Raw genomic sequence first — 21,901 nt, forward strand, 5'->3', positions numbered from 1 at the left:
GTTGGAGAAGGGCTCTTAAACGATATTCTTGATCATGCCGGCGGCGGAAGGGAGGGACGCGCCGGAGGCAAGTTGTTTGATGTCGCGCGCTTGTTGCAGCGCGGCCTGGGCTTGGGAGGCCATGGCTTTGGCCTGGTCCACCGCGCCTTTGGCCTGGGCCAGGTTTTGCGCCAGGCCGGCGGCGCCGGGCGGCAGCGCCTTGCCCACCAGGCTGCCTAGCTGGCTCATGGCCTGCTGCTGCACCGCGGCGCCCATTTTTTGCAGCGCCGCTTCCGGCTGCGGCACAAAGGGGAAGATGTCCGCCTCGCTCTTGTGCGGGCGGCCCAGGAACTGTACTTGCGCCGGCCCGGTGGGCAGGCCGTTGACCATGGCCTTGCCGGCGGCGTCCAGCACGCCGCTGTGCTTGACGCCCAGCGCGTCGGTGACCACGAATTTGCCTTGGTCCATGGAGTAGCCGTTGGCGAAATCGTGAATGACTTGCAGATTGCCCATGCCCGGTTTGTTGAAGGTGGGCGTGGGCGTGCTGAGGCTGGCCGGGCCGGTGAGCGCGTGGCTGGCGCCCTTGACGCTGACTTCACCCGGGCAGTGCACTTCGATATTGCCGCCCTTGAGCCGGATGTAGCCGCCGCCGCTGGTGAGCAGGATTTCCTGGCCGGCGGCGATTTCCACCTTGCCCTTGCAGGCGGTGACGGTCACATCCTTATCCGCGGTCACCTCAATGCTGTCGCTCTGCGCTTGAACCTGCACCTTGCCCTTGGCCGCAATCAGCTTCAGTGCAATCTGGTCCTTGACCCCGGCGACGAACAGGCTGATGTGCTGGCCCACGTTATGGAGCCAGCGTCGGCCGCTGGTCTGGTTGGTGTCGCGCTGCGCCACCAGGTCCAGATTGGTGCCCGCCGCCACGGTCTGGCTTTGCTGGCTCAGGCTGGCGATGCCCGCCGGCGCGGACAGTACAATCAACGGTTGTTGGCCGGCTTGGTCTTTTGCGGTCTTGCCGTCTTTGTCGGTGTTGGAGCCGGCTTCCCAGGCTTTCAAGGCGGCGGCTTGGTGTTGCAGATGACCTTCGGTTTTCTTGGCGGCTTTGGCGTTGTCCGCGCCGATTTCTTCCGGCCCGGCTTCCATGGTGTCGGCCTGCTGGCCAGTGGCGGTGTCGGCCAGGCTTTGGCTCAGGCCCAAAGCCGCGTCCAGCTGGCTTTGCGCCTGTTCGCGCGCCAGTTGTTTGCCGGACGCGCCGTTCTGCGCTTCGGTGCTCAGCAGCAGGCCGTGGCCGGCGCGGATGGCGCCGTGGCTGTCGGTTCTGAGTTCGAAGCCGTCGCCGCGCGGCTCGGCCTTGCCGTTGCTGCGCGGGTGGGTGAGGAAGCCCTGGTTGAGCTGGGTTTTGCCGGGTTCGGAACTGAGTTTGGCGCGCACTTCGCCGGGGGTGTCGTCGAACAGCAGTTCGTTGTACTGGCCGCCCTGGTGTTCCTTGGATTTGATGCCGGACAGGGTTTTGTTGGCCGGCAAGGCGCCGGCGCCGCTGAAGTCCGGCGGCGGGTGGCTGCCGTTGTAGAGCACGCCGGTGATCACCGGGCGGTCGATGTCGCCTTCGATGAAGTCGACCAGCACTTCCTGGCCGATGCGCGGAATGAATTGGTGGCCCCAGCCGGCGCCGGCGCTGGGCATGACCACCCGCAGCCAGCAGGAGGATGTGTCGTCCAGGTTGGCGCCGATGCTCGGGTGTTCGTCCGGCCGTTGCCAGTGGAATTGCACTTTGATGCGGCCGTGTTGGTCGGTGTGGACTTCCTCTCCTTGCGGCCCCACCACGGTGGCGGTCTGCACGCCGCGGGATTTGGGCTTGGCCAGCTCGGTGTGGGCGTAGGCCGGGGTCAGCGGCACGCCGCGGCGCTGGGCGTCGAAGTCGGCGCGGAAGGGCTGGGCGTCCTCTGCTTTTGCCAGCGCTTTGAGGTCCGCCGGCAGGTTGTTGCGCGCGCTCAGGGTTTGGCGGGTGACGACGAATTCGCGCTGTTCGCTGCTGTCGCCGTCGTGGGCCGGGTGGTCGTCCAGGCGGAACCACTGGCCGGCGGCCAGGCCGCGCACGCTGCCGCCGCCGCTGAATTGCTTGGCCTTGAGGTCATGCGCCTGCTGGCGCAGTTGGGCGTAGTGGCTAAGCTGGTCGGCGTCGCCGGCGTAGTACAGCGATTGCGGGTCGTAGTCGTGCAAGGAAGACTGCAGCGCCTTGCCGTTCTGGCCTTGATCAATGCGGCTGTCGTCGCCGCTGTGCTGGGTAGAAACAGGCTGGTAGTCGAAGCTGGCCAGCGCCACCGCGCCGGGGACGATCTGGCGCAGGGCGTTCCATTCGGTCAAGCCGTCCTCGGCCTCGGTGGCGTCGCTGCGGTGGAAACGCACCCGTTCCACACTGGCCGGCGGCAGGCTGTAGGGGTCGTCGAAGGCGACCAACCGCACTTGTGGTGTGTCGCCGTCGAGGTGATCGAAACGCCAGGCATAACCCTCTTCGTGCAGCAGCCGCACGATGAAGTCGTAATCGCTCTCGCGGTATTGCAGGCAATAGCTGCGCGGCGAGGCTGGGCCGGTCTTGAAGTCCAGCGTCTGCACCCGGGCGAACACCGGGTTGGCCTGCTGATGCTCGGCCAGGATCTGTTTGACGATGTCCGGCACCGACAGGTCCTGGAACACCCGCGAGCTGACGCGATGCCGCAGCAGCGCGAACGGCGGCTCGATGGTGAGCTGATAACGGCTGAAACCGCCGTCGGATCCCAGGCTCTCCACTTTGGACACCACGCCGCAACGCAAGCTCTCCGCGCCGGCGGCGTCGAGGATGCCGATGCGGGCCGGCAGACCGAGCAGGGTCTTGAGTTCGATGGCCCCGTCCGGGGACAGACAGGTGAGCTGGTAGGCGTAAGGCCGGGACACGCCTTCCTCGCCGGCCAGGCTCAGCGGCAGCAGTTGCTCGGCCGCCACGCTGCCGTCGCCCAGGCTGAGGGTGAGCAGGCGTTGGTCTTGATTGAAGGCGGAGGCGAAGCTGGCGAGCAGGGTGCTGAGGTCCATGGGGCGCTGTCAGGCTGGGTCAGCCTTGTACCTTGTATACGTTGGAGGAGAGTTGCAGGGTGGCGTCGAAGGTGACCGGCGGCCGGTGCGGATGTACTTTCAGCACCGCGTCGACGCGGAAGCGCAGGTGGCGCTCCATCTCGCGCGGCGCGTCCAGATTGACCCGCACGCGGGACAGGCGCGGTTCGTGCACTTCGATGGCGCGGCGCAGCTGTTCGCGCAGCAGTTCCCGGTCGTGGGGATTGAGCAGGCTGATGCCGGACAGGTCCGGGATGCCGAAGCTCAGCATGCTGTCGTGCGCTTGCGGATACATGTCGAACAGTTCCTGGAGCGGCGCGAGCCGGGTGTTCAGCAGCGCTTCCAGATCCCGCGCCAGCGAGCGCTTGATCTGCGGCAGTTCGTACAACATGGTTTCCGCGCCGTGGCTGTTGTCCGGCTGGTCGTCCAGCAGCCGGTCCAGCACCGACGGCAGGATCTGGGCGTGGCGGCTGCTGTGCATAGCTTACAGGCCGAAAATGGATTGGAGCTGGTTGGACAGCAGCCAGCGGTAGGCCACGAAGATACCGGCGCCCACCACCGCCAGCAGCGCGAAGTACAGCCACAGCGGCAGTTCATGGCGGACAAAGGCCTGGAAGCGTTGCGGCAGCTGCCAGTTGGGCGCGAACTCGGCCTTGCCGCCGCGCACTTGCTGGATTTCCTGGCCCAGCTTGTGGGTCAGATAGCCCAGCTTTTCCTGGCCTTCCAGCAGGTATTTGCCCTGGAAGCCCAGCAGCAGGCAGGTGTAGAACACTTCCAGCGGCTCGATATGGGCGGCCGGGTCCAAACGCAGCTGCTCCAGGCGGTTGAAGAAGCCTTCGCCGGCCAGGTGCTCGCCGAACAAGCGCAGTTGCAGAGGCATGCGCTCCCACTCGTCGCGGATGTCGAACTCCGAGGACAGGATAATCTCGTCCATCAAGGCGCAAAACGCGTACTTGGAGTGGTTGATGGCGTTCTGGTCCTTGCCGAAGTTGCGCGCGTTGCGCTCGTACTGGTTCAGGAACTGGTCGACGCGGCGGTTGAACTCCACCGCGCTGCTGGGGGCGTTGCCGTCCCGCAGCAGGAACAGCAGGTAGATGCCGTCTTCCAGCATTTCGCGCAGGGTGGGGGCCGAGGCGGCGGCTACGGCCAGCGGACGTTCTTGGAGAGTTGCGGCGGTTTGGTTCATGGCGGCCTCAGCGGAATACGGCGATCAGTTCAAGCGTCAGGTTGGAGAGCGTTTGCGGCATATAGATGCAGATGCTGCGCGATTGAAGCATGCGGCCGAAGATCTCTCCATGCGGTTCCAGCGCGAAATAGTGGTTGCCCACCCGCACCGGAATGGCGGACGGGGTTTGCGCCGCATGGCTGAGCGCCACGCCGCGCATCGCGGAGTTGAGGATTTTCTCCACGTCGTCCGGCGCGCCGATTTTCATCTTTAGCGGCACGCTGTCGATGATCTGGCTGGCCGGCAACTCGCTCTGCACCGACAGGTAGTAATCGACGTTCTCCAGCAGGCGGTCGCTTTCCAGCCGGCCGATGTAGAAGGACGGCTTGGGCGAATGCAGCGGGATGATGGCGTAGCGCGAGGAGATCACGGTTTCCAGCAGTTCGCGGATCTGCGTGTCCAACGCCGCCAGCACGGCGTGCAGGTCGTCGTGGCGATAGGCCGGGATGTCGGACAGGGTGTAATGGGTGGAGAAGGTTTGCAGCTCGCCGCAGAATTCGGCCAGCGCCAGGTACAATTCTTCCGGGTGCAGCGGGCTGGACAGCGACAGGTGGCGCAGCTTGGCGAAATTGCGGTTGACCGTGTGCAGCAGCCAGAAGGAGCTGATGTCGCTGGAGCTGTACTCCATCACGTTCTTGGCGCGTTCGCGCTGGCCGCCGGACAGCGCCTGGTTCTTGACCAGCAGGATGTCCAGCAGGCGGCGCAGCATATGGCTGACCTCGCGCGAGCCTTCCACGGTGGCCAGCGGCGGGATGAAGCCGCCGCCCAGCGCCCACTGGCCGGTGGCGTCTTTCTCTAGCCGGCACAGCGGAATGGCGTCGTAGCCGTCGCGGTTCTCTTCTTCGATCATCAGCCGCACGTCCAGCTCCAGCGTGGACAGGTCGGCGTCCAGCGCCTGGGTGTAGAGGTCGGCCACTTCCGCGCTGGCGCTTTGAAAGCGGGTGGGACGGGACATGACTTCGCCGTTGCGGGTATTGCCGCCGTAAGGCTGCATATGGGCGAGACAGGCGTAAAGCGTGGTCTTGATGCCGGCTTGCGGCAAGGTGTTCAGGTCGCGGGACAGCGGCAGCGGCGCACTGGCCGGCGCCTGGTACAGCGTGCCGTCGCGGAACAGGATGGACAGCGCGTCGATGCGGACGGTGCCGCCCTTGAGCGCCTGTTCGTCCAAGGCAATATGCTGCAGGCCCCAAGCGTGGCGCTGGCTCAGTTGCTGCCGCGCGGCGACATGCTGTTCCAGCAAGAGGGTTTGCTGCTGAAAGTGCTGCGGGCGCAGGAACATGCCTTCGCCCCAGAGCACTCGTTTGGCTTGTTGCATTACTGATACACCTTGTCTGGATACCTACGTCAATTTCAATTGCGCCTGAAAATTCATCGGCTTGTCAGCCGGGCCAGGCCGCGGTGGGCGAAGGAGCGAACGGGCTTTGAGCCACGTCATGGCCAAGACTGTCCGCATCCGGTAATAACACCCTGTTCAAACTGTGTACACGATCGCTAAAATGCGCGACATTTTGCAGCAAGAGCGCCGCCCTTGTCATGCAAAAGAGTTTGTTAATTTTCAGCGTTGCCCGGCGCCGCGGCGGGCCTCAGTTTCGGCTGGCGGCGCAGTCCGCCTTGGCGGACGCAGGCTGGCCGGGCATGGTCAAGGACTTGGGCTTGATGGCTTCCAAGTGGCAATCCGCGGCGCGGAAGCTCAGGTCTTTGCTGCGGACGGCGTCGGCGTCGTACAACAAACGCCAGAAGTGGGCGTCCGGCCGGCGGAAAAAACCGACGACGCCGATGAATTGAGCGTCTTTTTCAATGGTGACGTCTTCTAGTGTCACTTTGCCACCTGGCAAAAAGGTCAGTTCTTTACTGCTGATCAGGCTGTCGCCCAGCAGTTCTGATTCAGGCTTGCCGCTGGACAGCGCCTCCATGGTCAGACGGTTGAAAGCCTGCTGGTTTTTCAGCTGGTAGACGTGCACCACTACGGACAGCGGTTTGCCTTTAGCGTCGCGGTTTAGCGATGGGCTGCCCTCAGCTTTGATGTCGATGGTCTTGGTGCTGGAACAAGCGGTCAGAGAGGCTATGGCAATGGCGTAAAACAGGGTGCGGACCTGTTGCCAGCGGGGGCGTTTTTTCATCATGACGGCGGTTCCTAACGATTGGATTTGTGACTATCTGCTATCGAAAGTATCCCAAATTTTTGGTTTAATTGGAATGCATGCCCAGCCGCAAATTGATTTGCATACGGTTGTTAAAATTCAAGATCGGGTAGCTCAAGCTATTGATTTAAATTGTAATGTCATTTATTGTCTCGCGTCAAAATGCATTTGAACTATATATTGCCGATTCTGGTGCTTAGCATCGTTTTGCTCCTGTCTTGGCTGGGCTGGAAATTCTTCTTGGGACAGCCCCGCATCTTGGAAGGAAACCGCTCTCCAAAGCCTGTGTTGACAGGGGCGGAGGCCTTGGGCGGGCTTGTGGCCGGAAGACCTGAAAAACGAAATGAAAAGCGGGCGGTAAGCGCCGCTTTTTTGCGTCTGTCGCGCCGTGCGCCTAATGTAGCCGCGCGTTACTGGCGGGTGTGGCTGCCGGTGGTGTCGCTGCTGTTGGTGGCGCTGGCGGTGGCGATCACGCTGAAACTAAACCGTTTTCACCGCAGCCCGGAGTTCGAGGCGGCGGAATATGCTCAAGGAATAAGAATTAAGCAAACGCTGTTGGAAGAAAAACTGGTGCCTCCGCCACCGCTTCCACCTGAAGCTTTTGTCAATGTCATAGCTGAGCGGCCCAGCCTGGGACATGCGGACCGGGATTGGAGCAAGCTGAATCCCGAGTTTGTGCAGGTGGTGCTGCGGGTGATGGAAAAAATGAAGGCCAGGGGCTTCCCCATGGTGTTGCTGGAAGGCTACCGCAGCCCGGAGCGCCAGGACTCGCTGGCCGGCCAGACCACGCTGGTGACCAAGGCCAAGGGCGGACAGAGCAAGCACCAATACGGGCTGGCGGTGGACCTGGCGCCCATCCGCGAAGGCAAGGTAGTGATATCGGAACGCGATCCCTGGGCGATGCAGGCTTACAACGCGCTGGGGGAAGAGGCGACGGCGGCCGGCCTGACTTGGGGCGGCAACTGGAGTTTCAAGGATTTCGGACATATCGAGCGCTCAGGCTCGCTGAAATCCCTGCTCAAAAAATAACGGTTTTCAAGAAGGTGGTGGGTGTTTATGAAAGGTTGGCTGCGTCACGCCAAAGTGGCTTCGGCAATCGGGTTCCTGATCCTGATCGCTTTGATCTGGTTCCTGGGACCGTGGTTGGGCCTGGAGTCGCTGGAAGCTCGTTTGGGCTGGATTATCGGCGTCATGTTGTTATGGGTGCTGACCCTGCTGGTGGGCCAGGTCTTGGCGCGCCGCGCCGGCGGTCTGCTGGAGCGCATGCTGCGCAAGCAGGCGGACGAGGCGGTGATCAACGCCAGCTCCGACAAGCGCGCCGAGGTCACCCTGCTGCGCCAGCGGCTGCTGGGCGCCATCGACACTCTGAAGAAATCCAAGCTGGGCAGCGCCAGCGGCAGCGCCGCGCTGTACGAGCTGCCCTGGTACATGATCATCGGCCATCCGGCGGCGGGCAAGAGCTCGGCCATCCTGCAATCCGGTCTGACCTTCCCGTTCAGCGACAAGAGCGGCATCCAGGGTGTGGGCGGCACTCGCAACTGCGACTGGTTCTTCTCCACCGAGGGCGTGCTGTTGGACACCGCCGGCCGCTACGCGACTCAGAGCGAAGACCGGGTGGAGTGGCTGGAATTCCTCAAGCTGCTGAAAAAGCACCGCGCCAAGGCGCCGGTCAACGGCATCCTGATCGCCATCAGCCTGCCGGAACTGGCGCAGCACCATAGCGAAGGCTTTACTCTGTACGCGCGCCAGATCCGCGAGCGCATCCACGAGGTGTGCAACACCTTCGGCCTCTTGGTGCCCATCTATCTGGTGTTCACCAAGCTGGACCTCTTGGGCGGTTTCGCCCAGTTCTTCCAGGATGCCAGCGACGAAGACCGCGCCAGAGTCTGGGGCGCGACGCTGAGCGCGGACCAGGGCACCGGCTTCGACGTGGCCAATGTGACCGGCCAGCAGTTCGAACTGCTGTACCGCGGCCTGGTGCAGGCCGGCGAGGAAAAGCTGATCCAGTACCGCGGCGATCAGGTCAAGCCGGCGCACTTCGCTTTCCCGATCGAATTCCACGGCCTGAAAGAGGCGGTGGTCAAGTTCGTCAAGCTGCTGCACGAAGAAGACCCCTATCACGCGCGGCCTCTGCTGCGCGGTTTCTATTTCACCAGCGCGCTGCAAGAGGGCGTGCCGCGCATCGTGGCCGCCAACCGCGTGCAAGGCCAGTTCGACCTGAGCCAGGGCGGTCAGGAGATGAAGCAGGCGCCGGCGTCCTACAGCTACTTCCTGCGCAATCTGTTCCGCGACGTGCTGTTCCAGGATCAACATCTGATTTCGCGGCAGACCAAGCCCAGCGGCAGCCGCTGGCGTTTGTTCGGCATGGCCGCCGGGGTGTTGTCGCTGGCCGCGCTGGCCAGCTTCTGGACCTGGTCCTTCATCGGCAACCAGCACCTGCTGGACGAGGTGAAGGCCGAGCGCGCGCAGGCGCAAAAGCTGGCCGCCAGCGGCCAGCTGTACGACAAGCTGCGCTCGCTGCAGATCTTGCAGAAGCGTCTGGAAGAGTTGCAGTCCTACCGCAAGAACGGCGCGCCGTGGCAAGTGGGCCTGGGCCTGTACCAGGGCAAGGAGCTGGAGCCGCAACTGCGCCGCGAATATTTCGCCGGTCTGAAGGAGGTGATGCTGCGCCCGGTGCAGCGCAATCTGGAAACCACGCTGGTGGCGCTGAAGCCGGAGCCGCCGGCTCCGACGCCCGCCCCGGTGGTGAGCGAACCGCCCAAGCCGGCGGCGCCGGCGCCCGCGCCGTTCAAGCCCAAGCCTAAAAAGCACGCGCCGCGCGGCGGTCTGCCCAATATCAAGCTGAGCGCGCTGGACTGGCCGCAACGCGCCACCACCGCCAAGCTGGTGGCCTCCGCCGCGCAAGGCGAGGCGGCAGCCGCTCCGCAGCGCAACCCGCAGCAGCTGGACGCCAGCTACAACGCGCTGAAAACCTATCTGATGCTGCACGAACAGAAGCGCATGGACGAGGCGCATCTGATCGACCAGCTGCCGCGCTACTGGCGGCCTTATCTGGAAAGCCAGCGCGGCCAGTACTCGGTGGAAGAAGTGATGGCGGTGGCCGAGAAGCTGGTGGCCTTCTACGTCAGCCAGATCAAGGAAGCGGACCTGCCGCTGATCGACAACAACGCCAAGGTGGTGGGCGAGGCGCGCGACGTGCTGCGCGGCTCCTTCAAGCGCCTGTCCGCGCAAGAGCGGGTGTTCAATGAAATCAAGGCGCGCGCCAACACCCGTTTCGCGCCGCTGACCGTGGCGCGGATTCTGGACAACCGGGATCTGGACGTGATGGCCGGCAGCCAGATGGTTGAGGGCGCCTACACCCGCGAAGCCTGGAACGGCTACGTCAAAGCCGCGATCGACGAAGCCAGCAAGGGCGAAATCCGCAGCGACGACTGGGTGCTGGCCTCGTCCACTCAGGACAATCTGGGCCGGGACGGCGACGTGGAGAAAAACCGCGCCGCGCTGGAAACCCTGTACCGCGGCCAATACGCCGCCGCCTGGAAGAAATTCCTGATCGGCGTCACCACCCGCGACTTCACCAATCCGGCCCAGTCCGCGTCCGCGATGGCGCGGCTGTCCGACAAGCAAAGCTCGCCGATCAAGCTGGTGCTGGCGCGCGCGGCGATGGAAACCGCCTGGGACAACCCGTCGGAGCTGAACCGCTCGCTGGAAAACGCCAAGCAGTCGATGCTGGAAAAAACCGCTGAATTCCTCAAGGGCGGCAGCGCGCCGGCCCAGGCGGATAAGGCCAAACTGTACGGCGAAGTGGGCCGTCAGTTCGCCGGCGTGGCGCAACTGGTCAAGGGCGACAACCCGCCGATCAACGCCTACCTGGACCAATTGGCCAAGCTGAAAGCCAAGCTGGCGGCGATCTCCAGCACCGACGAACCCGGCCCGCAAGCCCGCGCCGCCTTGCAGGCGACCCTGGGCGGTTCCGGTTCCGAGCTGGGCGACACCGCCTCCTTCGTCGACAACACTCTGCTGAGCCAGGTCACGCCGGAAACCGGCGAGATGGTGCGTCCGATGCTGGTACGCCCGCTGACCCAGTCCTACAACGCCCTGCTGGGGCCGGTGGCCAACGACATCAACCAGGCCTGGGTCAATGAAGTGTTGCCGCAGTGGAAGCAACTGGCCGGCAAATACCCGTTCGCGGACTCCAGCAATAGCGCCTCGGTGGCGGAGATCAGCCGCTTCGTCAAAGCCAACGACGGCACGCTGGACAAATTCATCAACAAATACCTGAACGGCCTGGTGCAGAAGAAGGGCGACCAATTGGTGCCGCGCGCCTGGGGCAATATGGGGGTCAAGTTCAACCCGGCCTTCCTGTCCAGCGTCAGCAGCCTGTCCGCGCTGGCCAACGCCCAGTTGCAGGACGGCGAGAACACCCGTTTCGAACTGCAGCCGACGCCGACGCCGGGCCTGTCCGAAATCGTGTTCGAGGTGGACGGCCAGGAATTGCGCTACCGCAACGGCCCGCAGGCCTGGCAGCCGTTCACCTGGCCGGGCAACGGCCAGAACGCCGGCGCCCGCATCCAGGTGGTGTCCTACAGCGGCGCCAGCAGCGTGGTGGGCAATCAGCCGGGCCGCATGGGCCTGATGCGCTTGCTGTCCAGCGCCAAGGTCAGCCAGGACAGCCCGGACTCCGCCCAGCTCACCTGGAACCTGCGCAAGCCCGACGGCGAGGCGCAGACGGTGAAATTCAATTTCCGCATGGTTGGCGGCGTCAATCCGCTGCAACTGAACAAGCTTTACAAGCTGACCTTGCCTGAGCGCGTGACGCTATAAGGGAGACACAGTCATGGCGTTCAATTTCAAGCGGGCGCAGGAAACGCCCCCGCAATTCTGCATTTTCGGCAAATTGCCGCGTCGCGGCGACTTCGTCCGCGTCAACGCCACCCACCCGGCGGCCACCCAGCTGGACCAGCTGCTGGCGCAAAGCCTGGGCGGGCTGGAAGCCGGGCCGGAAGCGGTGGAGCGCTACCGCGCGATGCCGGGCACCAGCTTTGTGCTGCGCAGCCGGGACCAGATGTGGCTGTCGCTGGGCGTGATGCAGCCCAGCCGCGATGAAAGCGGCCGCAATTACCCCTTGGTGGCGGCCTCGCTGATGCCTTGCGACGCGGCCTTGCCGCCGCTGTCCGTGCTGATGCTGGCCAACGAGCTGTTCTTCTCCGGCCTGAAGGAGCAATTGAGCAGCGCCATCGACAACGCGGTGGAAATGCTGGCTTGCCGCCAGTTCCTGGAGGAGCAGTCCTTGTTCGGCATCTCTTCCGTGGCGGATCTGGACTTGGCGCAGCAACTATTGGAGCGACATCTGAGCGTGACGCCGGCTTCCCATCTGAGCCGGCTGCTAAGCGGCCGGGGCCTGCCGGATCTGGAAACGGTGTTGCTGGCCTTCACCTTCCACCACCAGCTGTTGCGCAAGTTCCAGGGCAGCCTGACGGCGCAGACCTATCTGCTGCCGCTGCCGGACAGCGACGGCGAAGACATGTTGGCCGCGGCCACTTGGCTGTCGCTGTACCAGGCGGCCACCGCCGGCCAGGCCGGCCAAGCGGAGCAATGCCTGCTGATTCAGCGGCCGGAAGGACGTTTCCTGGCGCTGCTGCCGGGGGACTTGAACGAGCAGATCGTCGCGCAGTGCTGGGGCGGGCAGCTGGACGCCCGTTTCATCGTAGACGTGGCAGAGCCGCAGGCGCCGTGGCGCAGCCACCAGGCCTATGCCGAAGCGGCCTACATCCTGGGGCGGAGGCTGAACGATCCGTCCATTTCGGTGGCGCAGCTGCGCGAGGTGGCGTCCAGCCTGTCGCGCAGCGTGGCCTGAGTAGTGGCGTAACACCGGAACGGCCGGCCATTCGCGCAGGCCGCTCCCATCAGAGCTTTGTGAACTTGAGAGAGAACCATCATGGCCAAAGAAAGCACACAGAAAAAACTGTCGCGGGTACGCCCGCCGCGCGTGCAGATCACTTACGACGTTGAAATCGGCGACGCCATCGAAACCAAAGAACTGCCCTTCGTGCTGGGCGTGCTGGGAGACTACTCCGGCCACAGCAAGGAGCCGCTGCCCAAGATGAAGGAACGCAAGTTCGTTCAGATCGACCGCGACAACTTCGACGAAGTGCTCAAGGGCATGGCGCCGCGTCTGGCCATCAAGGTGGACAACAAGCTGAAGGACGACGGCAGCCAGCTGGCGATGGAACTGAACTTCGAAGAACTGGCGGATTTCGAGCCGCAGAACGTGGTGGGTCAGGTCGAGCCGCTGAAAAAGCTGCTGGACGCGCGCAAGCGCCTGGCCGACCTGCGCAACAAGATGGCGGGCAACGACAAGCTGGAAGAACTGTTGGACGAAGTGGTGCGCGATACCGAAAAGCTGAAGGCAATCAGCCAGGCCGCGCATCCGGACAAAGCGGGAGAGTGATAGATGAGCGCAGAACAACAACTTGAGGCCGGCGCGGCCGCAGCGCCGGCGGCCGCCGGCAGCCTGCTCGACTCCATCATCGAGCAAAGCCGCGTCGCCACCAACGACAACGAGAAGGGCCACACCCGCGATCTGATCGGCGAACTGGTCGACCAGGTGCTGGAAGGCAGCGTCAGCGTATCGCGCGACCTCTCCGCCAGCATCGACGCGCGCATCGCCGAGATCGACGCGCTGATCTCCTCCCAACTGAACGAGATCATGCACCACAACGACTTCCAGAAGCTGGAAGCCTCCTGGCGCGGCCTGAAATACCTGGTGATGGAGTCCGAAACCAGCACCATGCTCAAGATCAAGGTGCTCAACGCCTCCAAGAAAGACCTGGTCAAGGACTTCAAGGCGGCGCCGGAATTCGACCAGAGCGCGTTGTTCAAGAAAATCTACGAAGAAGAATACGGCACCTTCGGCGGCGCGCCTTACGCCGGCCTGGTGGGCGATTACGAATTCACCCGCCACCCGGAAGACTTCTACCTGCTGGACGAGCTGTCCCACGTGGCCGCCTCCGCGCACGCGCCGCTGATCACCGCCGCCGCCTCCGGCCTGTTCGGCCTGGAAAGCTTCACCGACGTGGGCAAGCCGCGCGATCTGGCCAAGATCTTCGACACCGTCGAATACGCCAAGTGGAAATCCTTCCGCGAATCCGAAGACTCCCGCTACGTCGGCCTGGTGTTGCCGCACGTGCTGGGCCGTCTGCCTTACGGCCGCGATAACGTGCCGGTGGAGGAGTTCGACTTCGAGGAAAACGTGGACGGCAGCACCCACGAGAAATACCTGTGGACCAACGCCTCCTACGCCTACGCCGCGCGTTTGACCTCCGCCTTCGCCCAATACGGCTGGCTGGCGGCCATCCGCGGCGTGGAAGGCGGCGGCCTGGTGGAAGGCCTGCCGGCCCACACCTTCAAGACCGACGACGGCGAAGTGGCGCTCAAGTGCCCCACCGAAGTGGCGATCACCGACCGCACCGAAAAACTGTTGTCCGACTTGGGCTTTATCTCGTTGGTGCACTGCAAGAACACCGACTACGCGGCCTTCTTCGGCGGCCAATCGGCGCAGAAGGCCAAGACTTACAACACGGACTCGGCCAACGCCAACGCGCGCCTGTCCACCCAGCTGCCCTACATCTTCGCGGTGTCGCGCATCGCGCATTACATGAAATCCATCATGCGCGACAAGATCGGCAGCTTCGCCTCGCGCCAGAACGTGCAGGACTTCCTGAATACCTGGCTGGCGCAATACGTGCTGCTGGACGACTCCGCCAGCCAGGAAGCCAAAGCCAAATACCCGCTGCGCGAAGCGCGCGTCGACGTGGTGGAAGTGCCGGGCAAACCGGGCGTCTATCGCGCCGCCGCCTTCCTGCGGCCGCATTTCCAGCTGGATGAACTGACCATTTCCCTGCGTCTGGTGGCGGAACTGCCGCAACCGGCGGGCTAAAGCTGGAGAGTCCGCGTTTGCCCGCCGCGTTCCGGCGCGGCGGCGGAGGCGGGCGTCTTTTGGAATGGGAGGGAGCGCCCTCCGATTTTTGACCTTTGTTTAAGGAGAAGTAAATGGCTTTTGATGCATTCCTGAAAATTGACGGTATTCCTGGCGAAAGCAGCGACGAGAAGCACGCCGACTGGATCGAGATCCAATCCTTTGCCCACAAGCTGGAACAGCCGGCGCAAGCCACCGCCAGCTCCGCCGGCGGCGCCACCGCCGAGCGCGTGAACCACGGTGCTTACGAAATCACCCACTTCCTGGACAAAGCCAGCCCGAAGATTTACGAAGCCTGCTGCAAGGGCCAGCACATCAAGGAAATCACCATCGAACTGTGCCGTGCCGGTGGCGACAAGGTGAAGTACATGGAGATCAAGATGGAACAAGTCCTGATCGCCAAGGTTGAGCCGCACGGCTCCGCCAACGACAGCGGCTTCCCCAGCGAAAAAGTGAGCTTCACTTACGGCAAGATCAAGTGGACCTACACCCAGCAGAAGCGCGAAGGTGGCGGCACCAGCGGCAACGTCAGCTCCGGTTGGGACCTGACCGCCAACAAGGCGATCGCCTAATTCCCTAGCGGTGCTGTAAAGCTGACCCGCCCGTCTTTCGGGCGGGTTTTAGGCATCCGGGAAACTGCCGCGCGCCGGCCCGGCGCAGCGGTTTCCCGGCTGTTCTTTGCCCATGTTTAAAGTCAATCCGGGAAGTAATGCTATGAAACGTTTGCTGATGGTCGCCGCGCTCGCCTTGTCGCTGGTGGGCTGCAAGACCAATCCTAACGCTCAACAAGCCTCCAACGACCCCGCCGTGATCAAGGCGGCGGAAGAAAAGGCCGCGCTGGACAAGGCCGTGGCCGCCAATATGGCCATAGACCCCAACCTGATCCCGTTTGAAAAAATGAGCCCCAAACTGTCCCCGGTGGGCGAGGCTCAATTGCAATTGCTGCTGCCCAAGCTCAAGACCGCCAAATCCATCCTGGTGCGCGGCCACTGCTACCGCGGCGACATCGGCAACGCCCGCGCCGCCGCGCAAACCCGCGCCATCGCCGTCAAGCAGTTCCTGACCGATGCCGGCGTGCCGGCCAATAAAATCACCGTGCGTTACGACACCGAGCGCCAGCTGCATGCGGTGCGTCTGATCGCCAACTGAATTCCGGCGCCTGGCCGCTCCGCGTCAGCGGGCGGCCGGGCGTTTTCGGGTGTTTAAGCAAACCCGGTGTGGCAGCGCGGGGTTTGCTTAAGGACTCGCCAATTGCGCAGTCGATTTGAATTAGGTTAACGCCATGGACCTCAGCACCCTGCTCGCCAGCTTCGCCTCCGCCTTCAATCAAGACCAACGCCTGCTCACCCTCAGCCTGGGCGACGGCAGCGTGGCGGCCGAGCAACTGCTGCCCCTGAGCCTGGCCGGCGAGGAAGGCGTGTCCCGGCCTTACGCCTACCAGCTCACCTGTCTGTCCCCGGACGGGGCCATCGAACTCAAGACCCTGCTCGGTCTGCCGGCCCGGCTCGGCATCCTCGACGCCGCCGGCGCGGAGAGCTTGCGTTGCGGCGTGGTGTCCAAGGTGGAAAGCCTGGGCTCGGACGGCGGTTTCAGCCGTTATCAGCTCACCATAGAGCCGCCGTTCGCGCTGCTGCGGCATCGCGTCAGCTCGCGGGTGTTCCAGGACCTGTCGGTGCCGGACATCGTCAAACAGATCCTGGCCGAGCATCAGCAGGCCAACCCGGTGTTCGCCCGGGTGCAGACGCTGGACTTCAAGACCGGCCCAGCCTCGCCGCGCAGCTATTGCCTGCAATACCGCGAGAGCGATTACGACTTCATCGTGCGGCTGCTGCACGAAGAGGGTTATGCCTGGCGTTTCGATCACCTCGACGGCGACACACCACAAGTGCGGTTGGTCGCCTTCGACGACCCCTACAGCCTGCCGCCGGCCAGTGTGGAACGGGTGCGTTTCCACCGCAGCGACGCCACCGAGGCCGAGGACGGCTTGACCGAATGGAACGCCCTGCGCCAGATCGTCCCCGGCGCGGTGGCGCTGGCCAGCTTCGACTACCAGCCTGTTTCTACCCAGCACAGCGGCGACGACAGCCGCATTGATCAAGGCCAGAACGGCAAGGCGCTGCAGTCTTCCTTGCACGACTACGACCCGCAATCGCTGTACTACGCCGGCGACGCCGACCAGCTTAGCCACTACGCCCAACTGCGCCAGCAGGCGCATGACCTCAAGGCCAAGCAATTCAGCGGCGGCGGCAGCGTGCGCGGCCTGGCCGCCGGCCAGTGGTTCCGCCTGGACGACCACCCGGCCCACGACGGCGACAGCAGCGAACAGCGCGAATTCGTCGTCACCCGCCAAACCCTGAGCGCGCGCAACAACCTGCCGGCGGACCTCAAAGCGCTGGCAAAAGCAGAGGACGCCCAGCCCTTCCGCGCCGACTTCGACGCCCAGCGCCGCGGCGTGCCGCTGACCCCGGCCTACGCCCACACCGAGCTGGCCAAGCCCAAATCCCGCGGCGTGCAGACCGCCACCGTGGTGGGGCCGCAAGGAGAGGAAGTCCACACCGACCAACACGGCCGCATCAAAGTGCAATTCCACTGGCAACGGCCGGACGAACACCCGAGCATCGGCGCCAACCTGGACGACACATCCTCCTGCTGGCTGCGGGTGGTCATGCCCAGCGCCGGCGCCGGCTGGGGCCACCAATTCATTCCGCGCATCGGCCAGGAAGTGCTGGTCGACTTCATCGAAGGCGACATCGACCGCCCGGTGATCACCGGCGTGCTCTACAACGGCAGCCACCCGCCGCCGGACTTCAGCGGCGCCGGCGCCTTGCCGGCCAACAAAACCCTGTCCGGCATCAAGTCCAAGGAACACCAGGGCGGCCAGTACAACGAACTGCTGTTCGACGACACCCCCGGTGAAGTCAGAGCCAAGCTATCGAGCGAACCGGGCAAAACCCAGCTCAACCAAGGCTTCCTGACCCAGCCGCGCAGCAACGGCAAAGCCGAACCACGCGGCGACGGCTTCGAACTCAGAACCGACAGCCACGGCGCCATCCGCGCCGGCCACGGCCTGCTGCTGAGCACCGAAGCGCAGAACGGCGCTGGGGGCAAACAACTGGCGCGTGAACAGGCGCAAAGCCAGCTGGACGCGGCCCTGGGCCTGAGCCAGAGCCTGGGCGAGACCGCCACCGGCCAGCAGGCGGATACGATGGAAACCGGGCCGGAGGAAATCGGTCCGGACAACGCCAAAGCCGCCAAGAAAACCGAAGGCCACCTGCAACACCAGGCCGCCGCGCTGAAAGCCTGGGAAGCCGGCAGCAACACCGACAAAGACGGCAAGACCGCAAAAGACCAAGCCGGCCAGCAACCGCTGATCGTGCTGTCCGCGCCGGCGGGCATCGCCAGCCTGAGCCAGCAAAGCCAGACTCTGGCGGCCGGCACCAATCTGGACCTGGTGGCGCAGCGCGACACCAACCAAACCTCGGGCCGGCGCTGGCTGCACAATGTGGGCCAGCACATCAGCCTGTTCGTCACCGGGGTCAAGGACCAGATCGCGCTGAAGCTGATCGCCGCCAAAGGCAAGATCCAGGTGCAGGCGCAGAGCGACAGCATTGAAGTCACCGCGGACAAGGACGTCAAGATCACCGCCATCAAGGGCCAGCAGCTGTGGAACGGCAAGAAGGAGATTCTGCTGACCAGCGGCGGCGCTTATGTGCGGATCAAGGACGGCAAGATAGAGCTGCATGCGCCGGGCACCGTCAGCTTCAAGGGCGGAAGCCACGATTGGAGCGGGCCGGCCAGCACCAGTCTGCCCACCCCTTCGTTCAAACCTCCGCAACCCTGCAACTACCAGGCCGCGGACGCCGCGCACGCCGGCGCGGCGAGCGCGCCGTATCCGGATTGAGCGTTGCGGCCAGGATGAGAGATTGGAACTATGCAGGCTTTGCATGAAATTTTGCAGGCGGATGCGCCGGAAGGCTGGTATCTGCTGTTGGACCGGACTCCGGGCGACCCGCTGGCGTCGGAGCAGTTGGCGGCCTGTTTTCCGGAGCCCGCGGTCACGGTGTTGAACGACGCGTTTTTTGCCCATGCGCCGGAACAGGCGCCGCTGCTGATAGACCTGGCGCAAACCGTGGACTTTGGACCGGAGGAGCGCCAGGCCTGGCTAAGTCGGGGGACCGACGACATCGGCGACTCGCTGCGCAAGGGCGGCGCCGTCATGGTCAGCGCCTGGCTTCGGTCCGCGCAGCCGGCGGAGCAGGTGGCTAGGCATTTGAAGCGCCTGTTCGCCCAGCCGCATCCCGATGGACGGCAACATCATCTGCGTTACTACGACCCCAGGATTACGAGCCTGTTGGACCAGAGCCTGAGCGGCGAGGACAAGAATCAGTTGCTGGGGCCTATCGATCATTGGTGCTATCCGGCCCATCCGGCCGCGTATCGGCATATGGCGATAGACGAAGCCAAGGGCCGCGCCAGCGCGGTGTCGCTGCGCGCCGAGCACTGGGCGCGGCTGGACTGGGCCGCGCATTACCACAAGCTGTTGCGCACGGTGGCGGGTTTGAGCGAACTGCACCCCGACGCGGTGGCGGCGCAGTGGCCGGACTTCCCGCTCGCGCTGAGCTGGCTGCGCGAAGCCGCGGCCTTGCCCTGGGTGGACACCGAGGATGAAGCCGCGGGCTGCGTCGCGCTGTGGTGGTTGTTGGGAAGGGACTGCGAAGAGCGCTACCCGGACGTGGCGGCGGAGCTGGAGCAGTACCGGCAAGACAGAGCCCCGGCGTTGACGGAGTGGCTGCTGTTCGCCGGCGCGGAGTTTTGGAACAAAGCAAGGCAGCAGCCGTTTGCGTGATGTCGGCGGCCAATATCGTCGGTTTAAGGCCTGAGGCAAGTTGGCGCAAGGCAGCGTCGGAAAACCTGGAATCAATCAAGTGAGCACTAAAACCCCCTGCGGTAACAAATTTTGCGGCAAGACCGGGCTGATGCTGCTGCCGCTGCGCTATGCGGTGGCGGCGAGCGAGGAGGGGCACGCCGAGTTTCCGGAACTCAGCGGCACCCTGGGCCAGGGCGTGGCGGACAAGAAGCTGCGCACCGCCGCCTACACCGTCCGCATGCTGCGCCAAGGTTATCTGTACGTGATGACCAAGCGTTCGGGCAAACTCAAATGGGAGAGCGCCTGGGCGGTCAATCACCAGGGCTACATCGCCAGAATCGCCTTGGGCGACGCGGTGCAGCCCCCGCCGTTCACCTGCACCACCAAGGGCGACGACATCAACGCCTCGATGATCTCCATCGAGAAAGCGCAGGATGTCAGCGAATTCCGCGTGCTGTTCCTGCCGGACCCGCTGTCCAAGGCCGCGCTGAGCAAGATCGAATCCGACAGCAAGCTGCATAACAAGCTGCAAAAATTCCAGGCCAAGGCCGTGACGCAGCCGCATGCGCTGCAGCCGGGCGACCTGCGCTCCAAGGTGGTGGAATTCCGCTCCATCGAAGGCGGCGAGCGCAAGCTGGCCCCGCGCTTCAACAACCACATGCACCCCTTCTTCGGCGCGGAAGCCAAGCTGGTCAAGAATGAGCCTTACCCCTATACCGGGCGGCTGAAAAACCTGGGCGTGGAACTGCTCAATAAAAAGGGCATGGCCATCGTCTTGCACGACCCGCTGGGTCTGGCCCAGGAACTGAACAGCTGGCGCAATCTGTCCATCGCCCGGCTCTGCACGGTGATGGCGGCGGAGAGCACCGTGTTCGCCAATTACAAGAACGAGCAACTGATGGCCATCATCCGCTCGGTCAACAATGCCGAGGAACTGATTCGCAACGGCGCCATCAGTCGGCGCGAACCCAAACTGGGGGTGGCCCTGGATGACTTGGCCAAGGAGGCGAAAACTAATCCGAATTTCCGGGCTCCGGATTTGAGAGGCATTCCGTATGACAGCATCTACAAGAACCGGGAAGAGTACGAAAGCAAAAAGCAGGAATGGCGGCGCAAGTACGCCAAGGGTATAGGGGATGGTGCCTGGGAGAAATACGGCAAACGCTTGTGGCCCAAATCGTCCTACAACGCGGTGCTCAAGAGCTTTGAGGCGCTGGGCGACGTTTGCGACCAGAAAAACCAGGAGCGGGCGCAAGACTTGATGCAGTGGCTGAACGCGCCGCTATTGCACGACACCCTGGGGTTTTACGATGACCAGCACTTTGAGAGCGGCGTCGCTTTCGCCGGCCAGGTCGGTTTTTGCGTGCACGGCCTCAATAGCTGCGACATTGGTCAGGAATGGCTGATCAAGCAGGTCGAGCAAAAAGACCTGAAGCCCAGCGCGATGGTGTTCAAAGCCGCAATGCTGAACTTTAAGACCGCGACCGAGGCCTATGTGGCGAAAGGCGGGCTCAGCGACGCGCTGTCCCCTTATGAAAAAATACAGGAGGCCGGCAAGGGCATCAGCGATGTCTGGTCCAAGGTCAAGGACCTGGCCGAGAAGCTGGAAACCGTCGCCCATGTCAGCGGCGTCAGCACCGCCCACCTGGGCGGCGTCAACCTGCTGCTGCTGCAGCTGGGCCACGCCGGGCTGGCCCGGATGCCGGGCGGCAAGCTGCTGGACAAGCAGGTGCTGCGCGCCGGCGTGGTCCACCGGCTGCTGTCGCTGTCGCTGGGCAAGATCATGAACAAGGATCTGGCGGCGGCCTACCCCAATCCCAACGCCTTCGATGCCAAGAGCGTGGCGGCGGCCAAGGCCCAGCGCAATCAGATCAATAAGCTGCTGACCGCGGCCAGCAAATCCAACAGCATGAACGGCCTGCGTTTCGGCTCGGTGGTGGCGATGCTGGAAATGATGAATGTGATGATGAAGGCCGGCAAGCTGGGGGAAAAGCCGGCGCAGCGCGAGGCCTGGGAGCTGACTGCGGCCGCCTTGGGCCTGGGCGCGGTGATGCTGGAGCTGACCGGCAGCGTCTGCGAGAAGATAGGCGAGAGCCGCAACCCGGCGCTGATCAGCGGTAGCAAGGTGGGCGTCGGCGCCTTGAAGCTGGCTTCCGGCAGCTTGGGTACGGTGGCGGGTGTAATTGGCGCGTTTGTGGATTTTGACAATGCGAGTGATCAGTTAGGAAAAAATTCAAAATTGATGATTGCCTATGTTTTACGAGGTGTTGTATCAACTTCAGGGGCAATTGTTGGCGTTGGTATTGCATTGGGGGCTTCCGGGCCATTTTTAGAGTGGTTGCTAAAGCGTGCGACCAGCAGTTTTGGTCGGACTTTATTGCAAGGAGCGCTTACCGCTAGTGAGTTCGTTGCAGGGGAGCGTATCGCGTTGCTGTTATTACGCGGGGCGCGCTTGTTTACTGTGGCAGGCATAGGTTTGACCGTGGCGATCTGGCTGTTTAGCGATAATGCGTTGGAAAGCTGGTGTGACAAATCCTGCCTGCGTAAGGATAGAAAGGCCGCTGGCTTCGGCAGTGCGGCGGAAGAGGGGGCGGGCTTGGACGCCGCCGTCTTGGAGGTAAAGTGAG

15 protein-coding genes are annotated in these 21,901 nt (G+C 63.6%); 10 read left to right on the forward strand and 5 right to left on the reverse strand.

Annotation, left to right across the window (positions count from 1 at the left end):
* Window positions 1–15: 15 nt before the first annotated feature.
* The 5 genes from GYH29_RS02740 to tssJ form a co-directional block, all read right to left on the reverse strand.
* Window positions 16–3,045: a type VI secretion system Vgr family protein gene (locus GYH29_RS02740; RefSeq protein ID WP_161523144.1), complete on the reverse strand. Its 3,030-nt coding sequence runs from the start codon at window positions 3,043–3,045 to the stop codon at window positions 16–18.
* A gap of 19 nt (window positions 3,046–3,064) precedes the next feature.
* Complete coding sequence (tssE, locus tag GYH29_RS02745; RefSeq protein ID WP_043594323.1) at window positions 3,065–3,544, reverse strand: type VI secretion system baseplate subunit TssE; 480 nt, start codon at window positions 3,542–3,544, stop codon at window positions 3,065–3,067.
* Window positions 3,545–3,547: 3 nt separating this feature from the next.
* The gene (gene icmH, locus GYH29_RS02750) at window positions 3,548–4,249 is read right to left on the reverse strand and encodes a type IVB secretion system protein IcmH/DotU (protein WP_043594325.1); all 702 of its coding nucleotides are present in this window, start codon (window positions 4,247–4,249) and stop codon (window positions 3,548–3,550) included.
* Window positions 4,250–4,256: 7 nt separating this feature from the next.
* Window positions 4,257–5,603: a type VI secretion system baseplate subunit TssK gene (tssK, locus tag GYH29_RS02755; protein ID WP_043594327.1), complete on the reverse strand. Its 1,347-nt coding sequence runs from the start codon at window positions 5,601–5,603 to the stop codon at window positions 4,257–4,259.
* A gap of 268 nt (window positions 5,604–5,871) precedes the next feature.
* Window positions 5,872–6,411 carry a type VI secretion system lipoprotein TssJ gene (gene tssJ, locus GYH29_RS02760; RefSeq protein ID WP_019101085.1) on the reverse strand — a complete coding sequence of 180 codons (540 nt, stop codon included), beginning with the start codon at window positions 6,409–6,411 and terminating at the stop codon, window positions 5,872–5,874.
* A 390-nt stretch (window positions 6,412–6,801) separates the two neighbouring features.
* On the opposite strand from tssJ, the gene GYH29_RS02765 reads away from it, so the two are divergent.
* The 10 genes from GYH29_RS02765 (at window position 6,802) to GYH29_RS02810 (ending at window position 21,900) form a co-directional block, all read left to right on the forward strand.
* Window positions 6,802–7,458, forward strand: coding sequence for a M15 family metallopeptidase (locus GYH29_RS02765; RefSeq protein ID WP_019101084.1), 657 nt, complete (start codon window positions 6,802–6,804; stop codon window positions 7,456–7,458).
* A gap of 27 nt (window positions 7,459–7,485) precedes the next feature.
* Complete coding sequence (tssM, locus tag GYH29_RS02770) at window positions 7,486–11,253, forward strand: type VI secretion system membrane subunit TssM (protein ID WP_019101083.1); 3,768 nt, start codon at window positions 7,486–7,488, stop codon at window positions 11,251–11,253.
* 13 nt (window positions 11,254–11,266) lie between these two features.
* Complete coding sequence (gene tagF / locus GYH29_RS02775) at window positions 11,267–12,286, forward strand: type VI secretion system-associated protein TagF (protein ID WP_081576465.1); 1,020 nt, start codon at window positions 11,267–11,269, stop codon at window positions 12,284–12,286.
* 81 nt (window positions 12,287–12,367) lie between these two features.
* Window positions 12,368–12,880 carry a type VI secretion system contractile sheath small subunit gene (gene tssB, locus GYH29_RS02780; protein ID WP_043594331.1) on the forward strand — a complete coding sequence of 171 codons (513 nt, stop codon included), beginning with the start codon at window positions 12,368–12,370 and terminating at the stop codon, window positions 12,878–12,880.
* A 3-nt stretch (window positions 12,881–12,883) separates the two neighbouring features.
* Window positions 12,884–14,368 (forward strand): type VI secretion system contractile sheath large subunit, encoded by a 1,485-nt coding sequence (gene tssC / locus GYH29_RS02785; protein WP_081576466.1) that lies wholly within the window; start codon window positions 12,884–12,886, stop codon window positions 14,366–14,368.
* Window positions 14,369–14,481: 113 nt separating this feature from the next.
* Window positions 14,482–14,979, forward strand: coding sequence for an Hcp family type VI secretion system effector (locus GYH29_RS02790; RefSeq protein WP_019100067.1), 498 nt, complete (start codon window positions 14,482–14,484; stop codon window positions 14,977–14,979).
* 142 nt (window positions 14,980–15,121) lie between these two features.
* Entirely contained in the window at window positions 15,122–15,556 is a 435-nt protein-coding gene (locus GYH29_RS02795; protein WP_019100066.1) for an OmpA family protein, read from the forward strand.
* A 133-nt stretch (window positions 15,557–15,689) separates the two neighbouring features.
* Window positions 15,690–18,308, forward strand: coding sequence for a type VI secretion system Vgr family protein (locus GYH29_RS02800; RefSeq protein WP_161523145.1), 2,619 nt, complete (start codon window positions 15,690–15,692; stop codon window positions 18,306–18,308).
* Between the two features lie 30 nt (window positions 18,309–18,338).
* Complete coding sequence (locus GYH29_RS02805) at window positions 18,339–19,253, forward strand: DUF4123 domain-containing protein (RefSeq protein ID WP_161523146.1); 915 nt, start codon at window positions 18,339–18,341, stop codon at window positions 19,251–19,253.
* 79 nt (window positions 19,254–19,332) lie between these two features.
* Entirely contained in the window at window positions 19,333–21,900 is a 2,568-nt protein-coding gene (locus GYH29_RS02810; RefSeq protein ID WP_161523147.1) for a T6SS effector BTH_I2691 family protein, read from the forward strand.
* Window position 21,901: the final 1 nt, after the last annotated feature.

The organism is Chromobacterium haemolyticum, assembly GCF_009936155.1.
GTDB classification, from domain to species: domain Bacteria; phylum Pseudomonadota; class Gammaproteobacteria; order Burkholderiales; family Chromobacteriaceae; genus Chromobacterium; species Chromobacterium haemolyticum.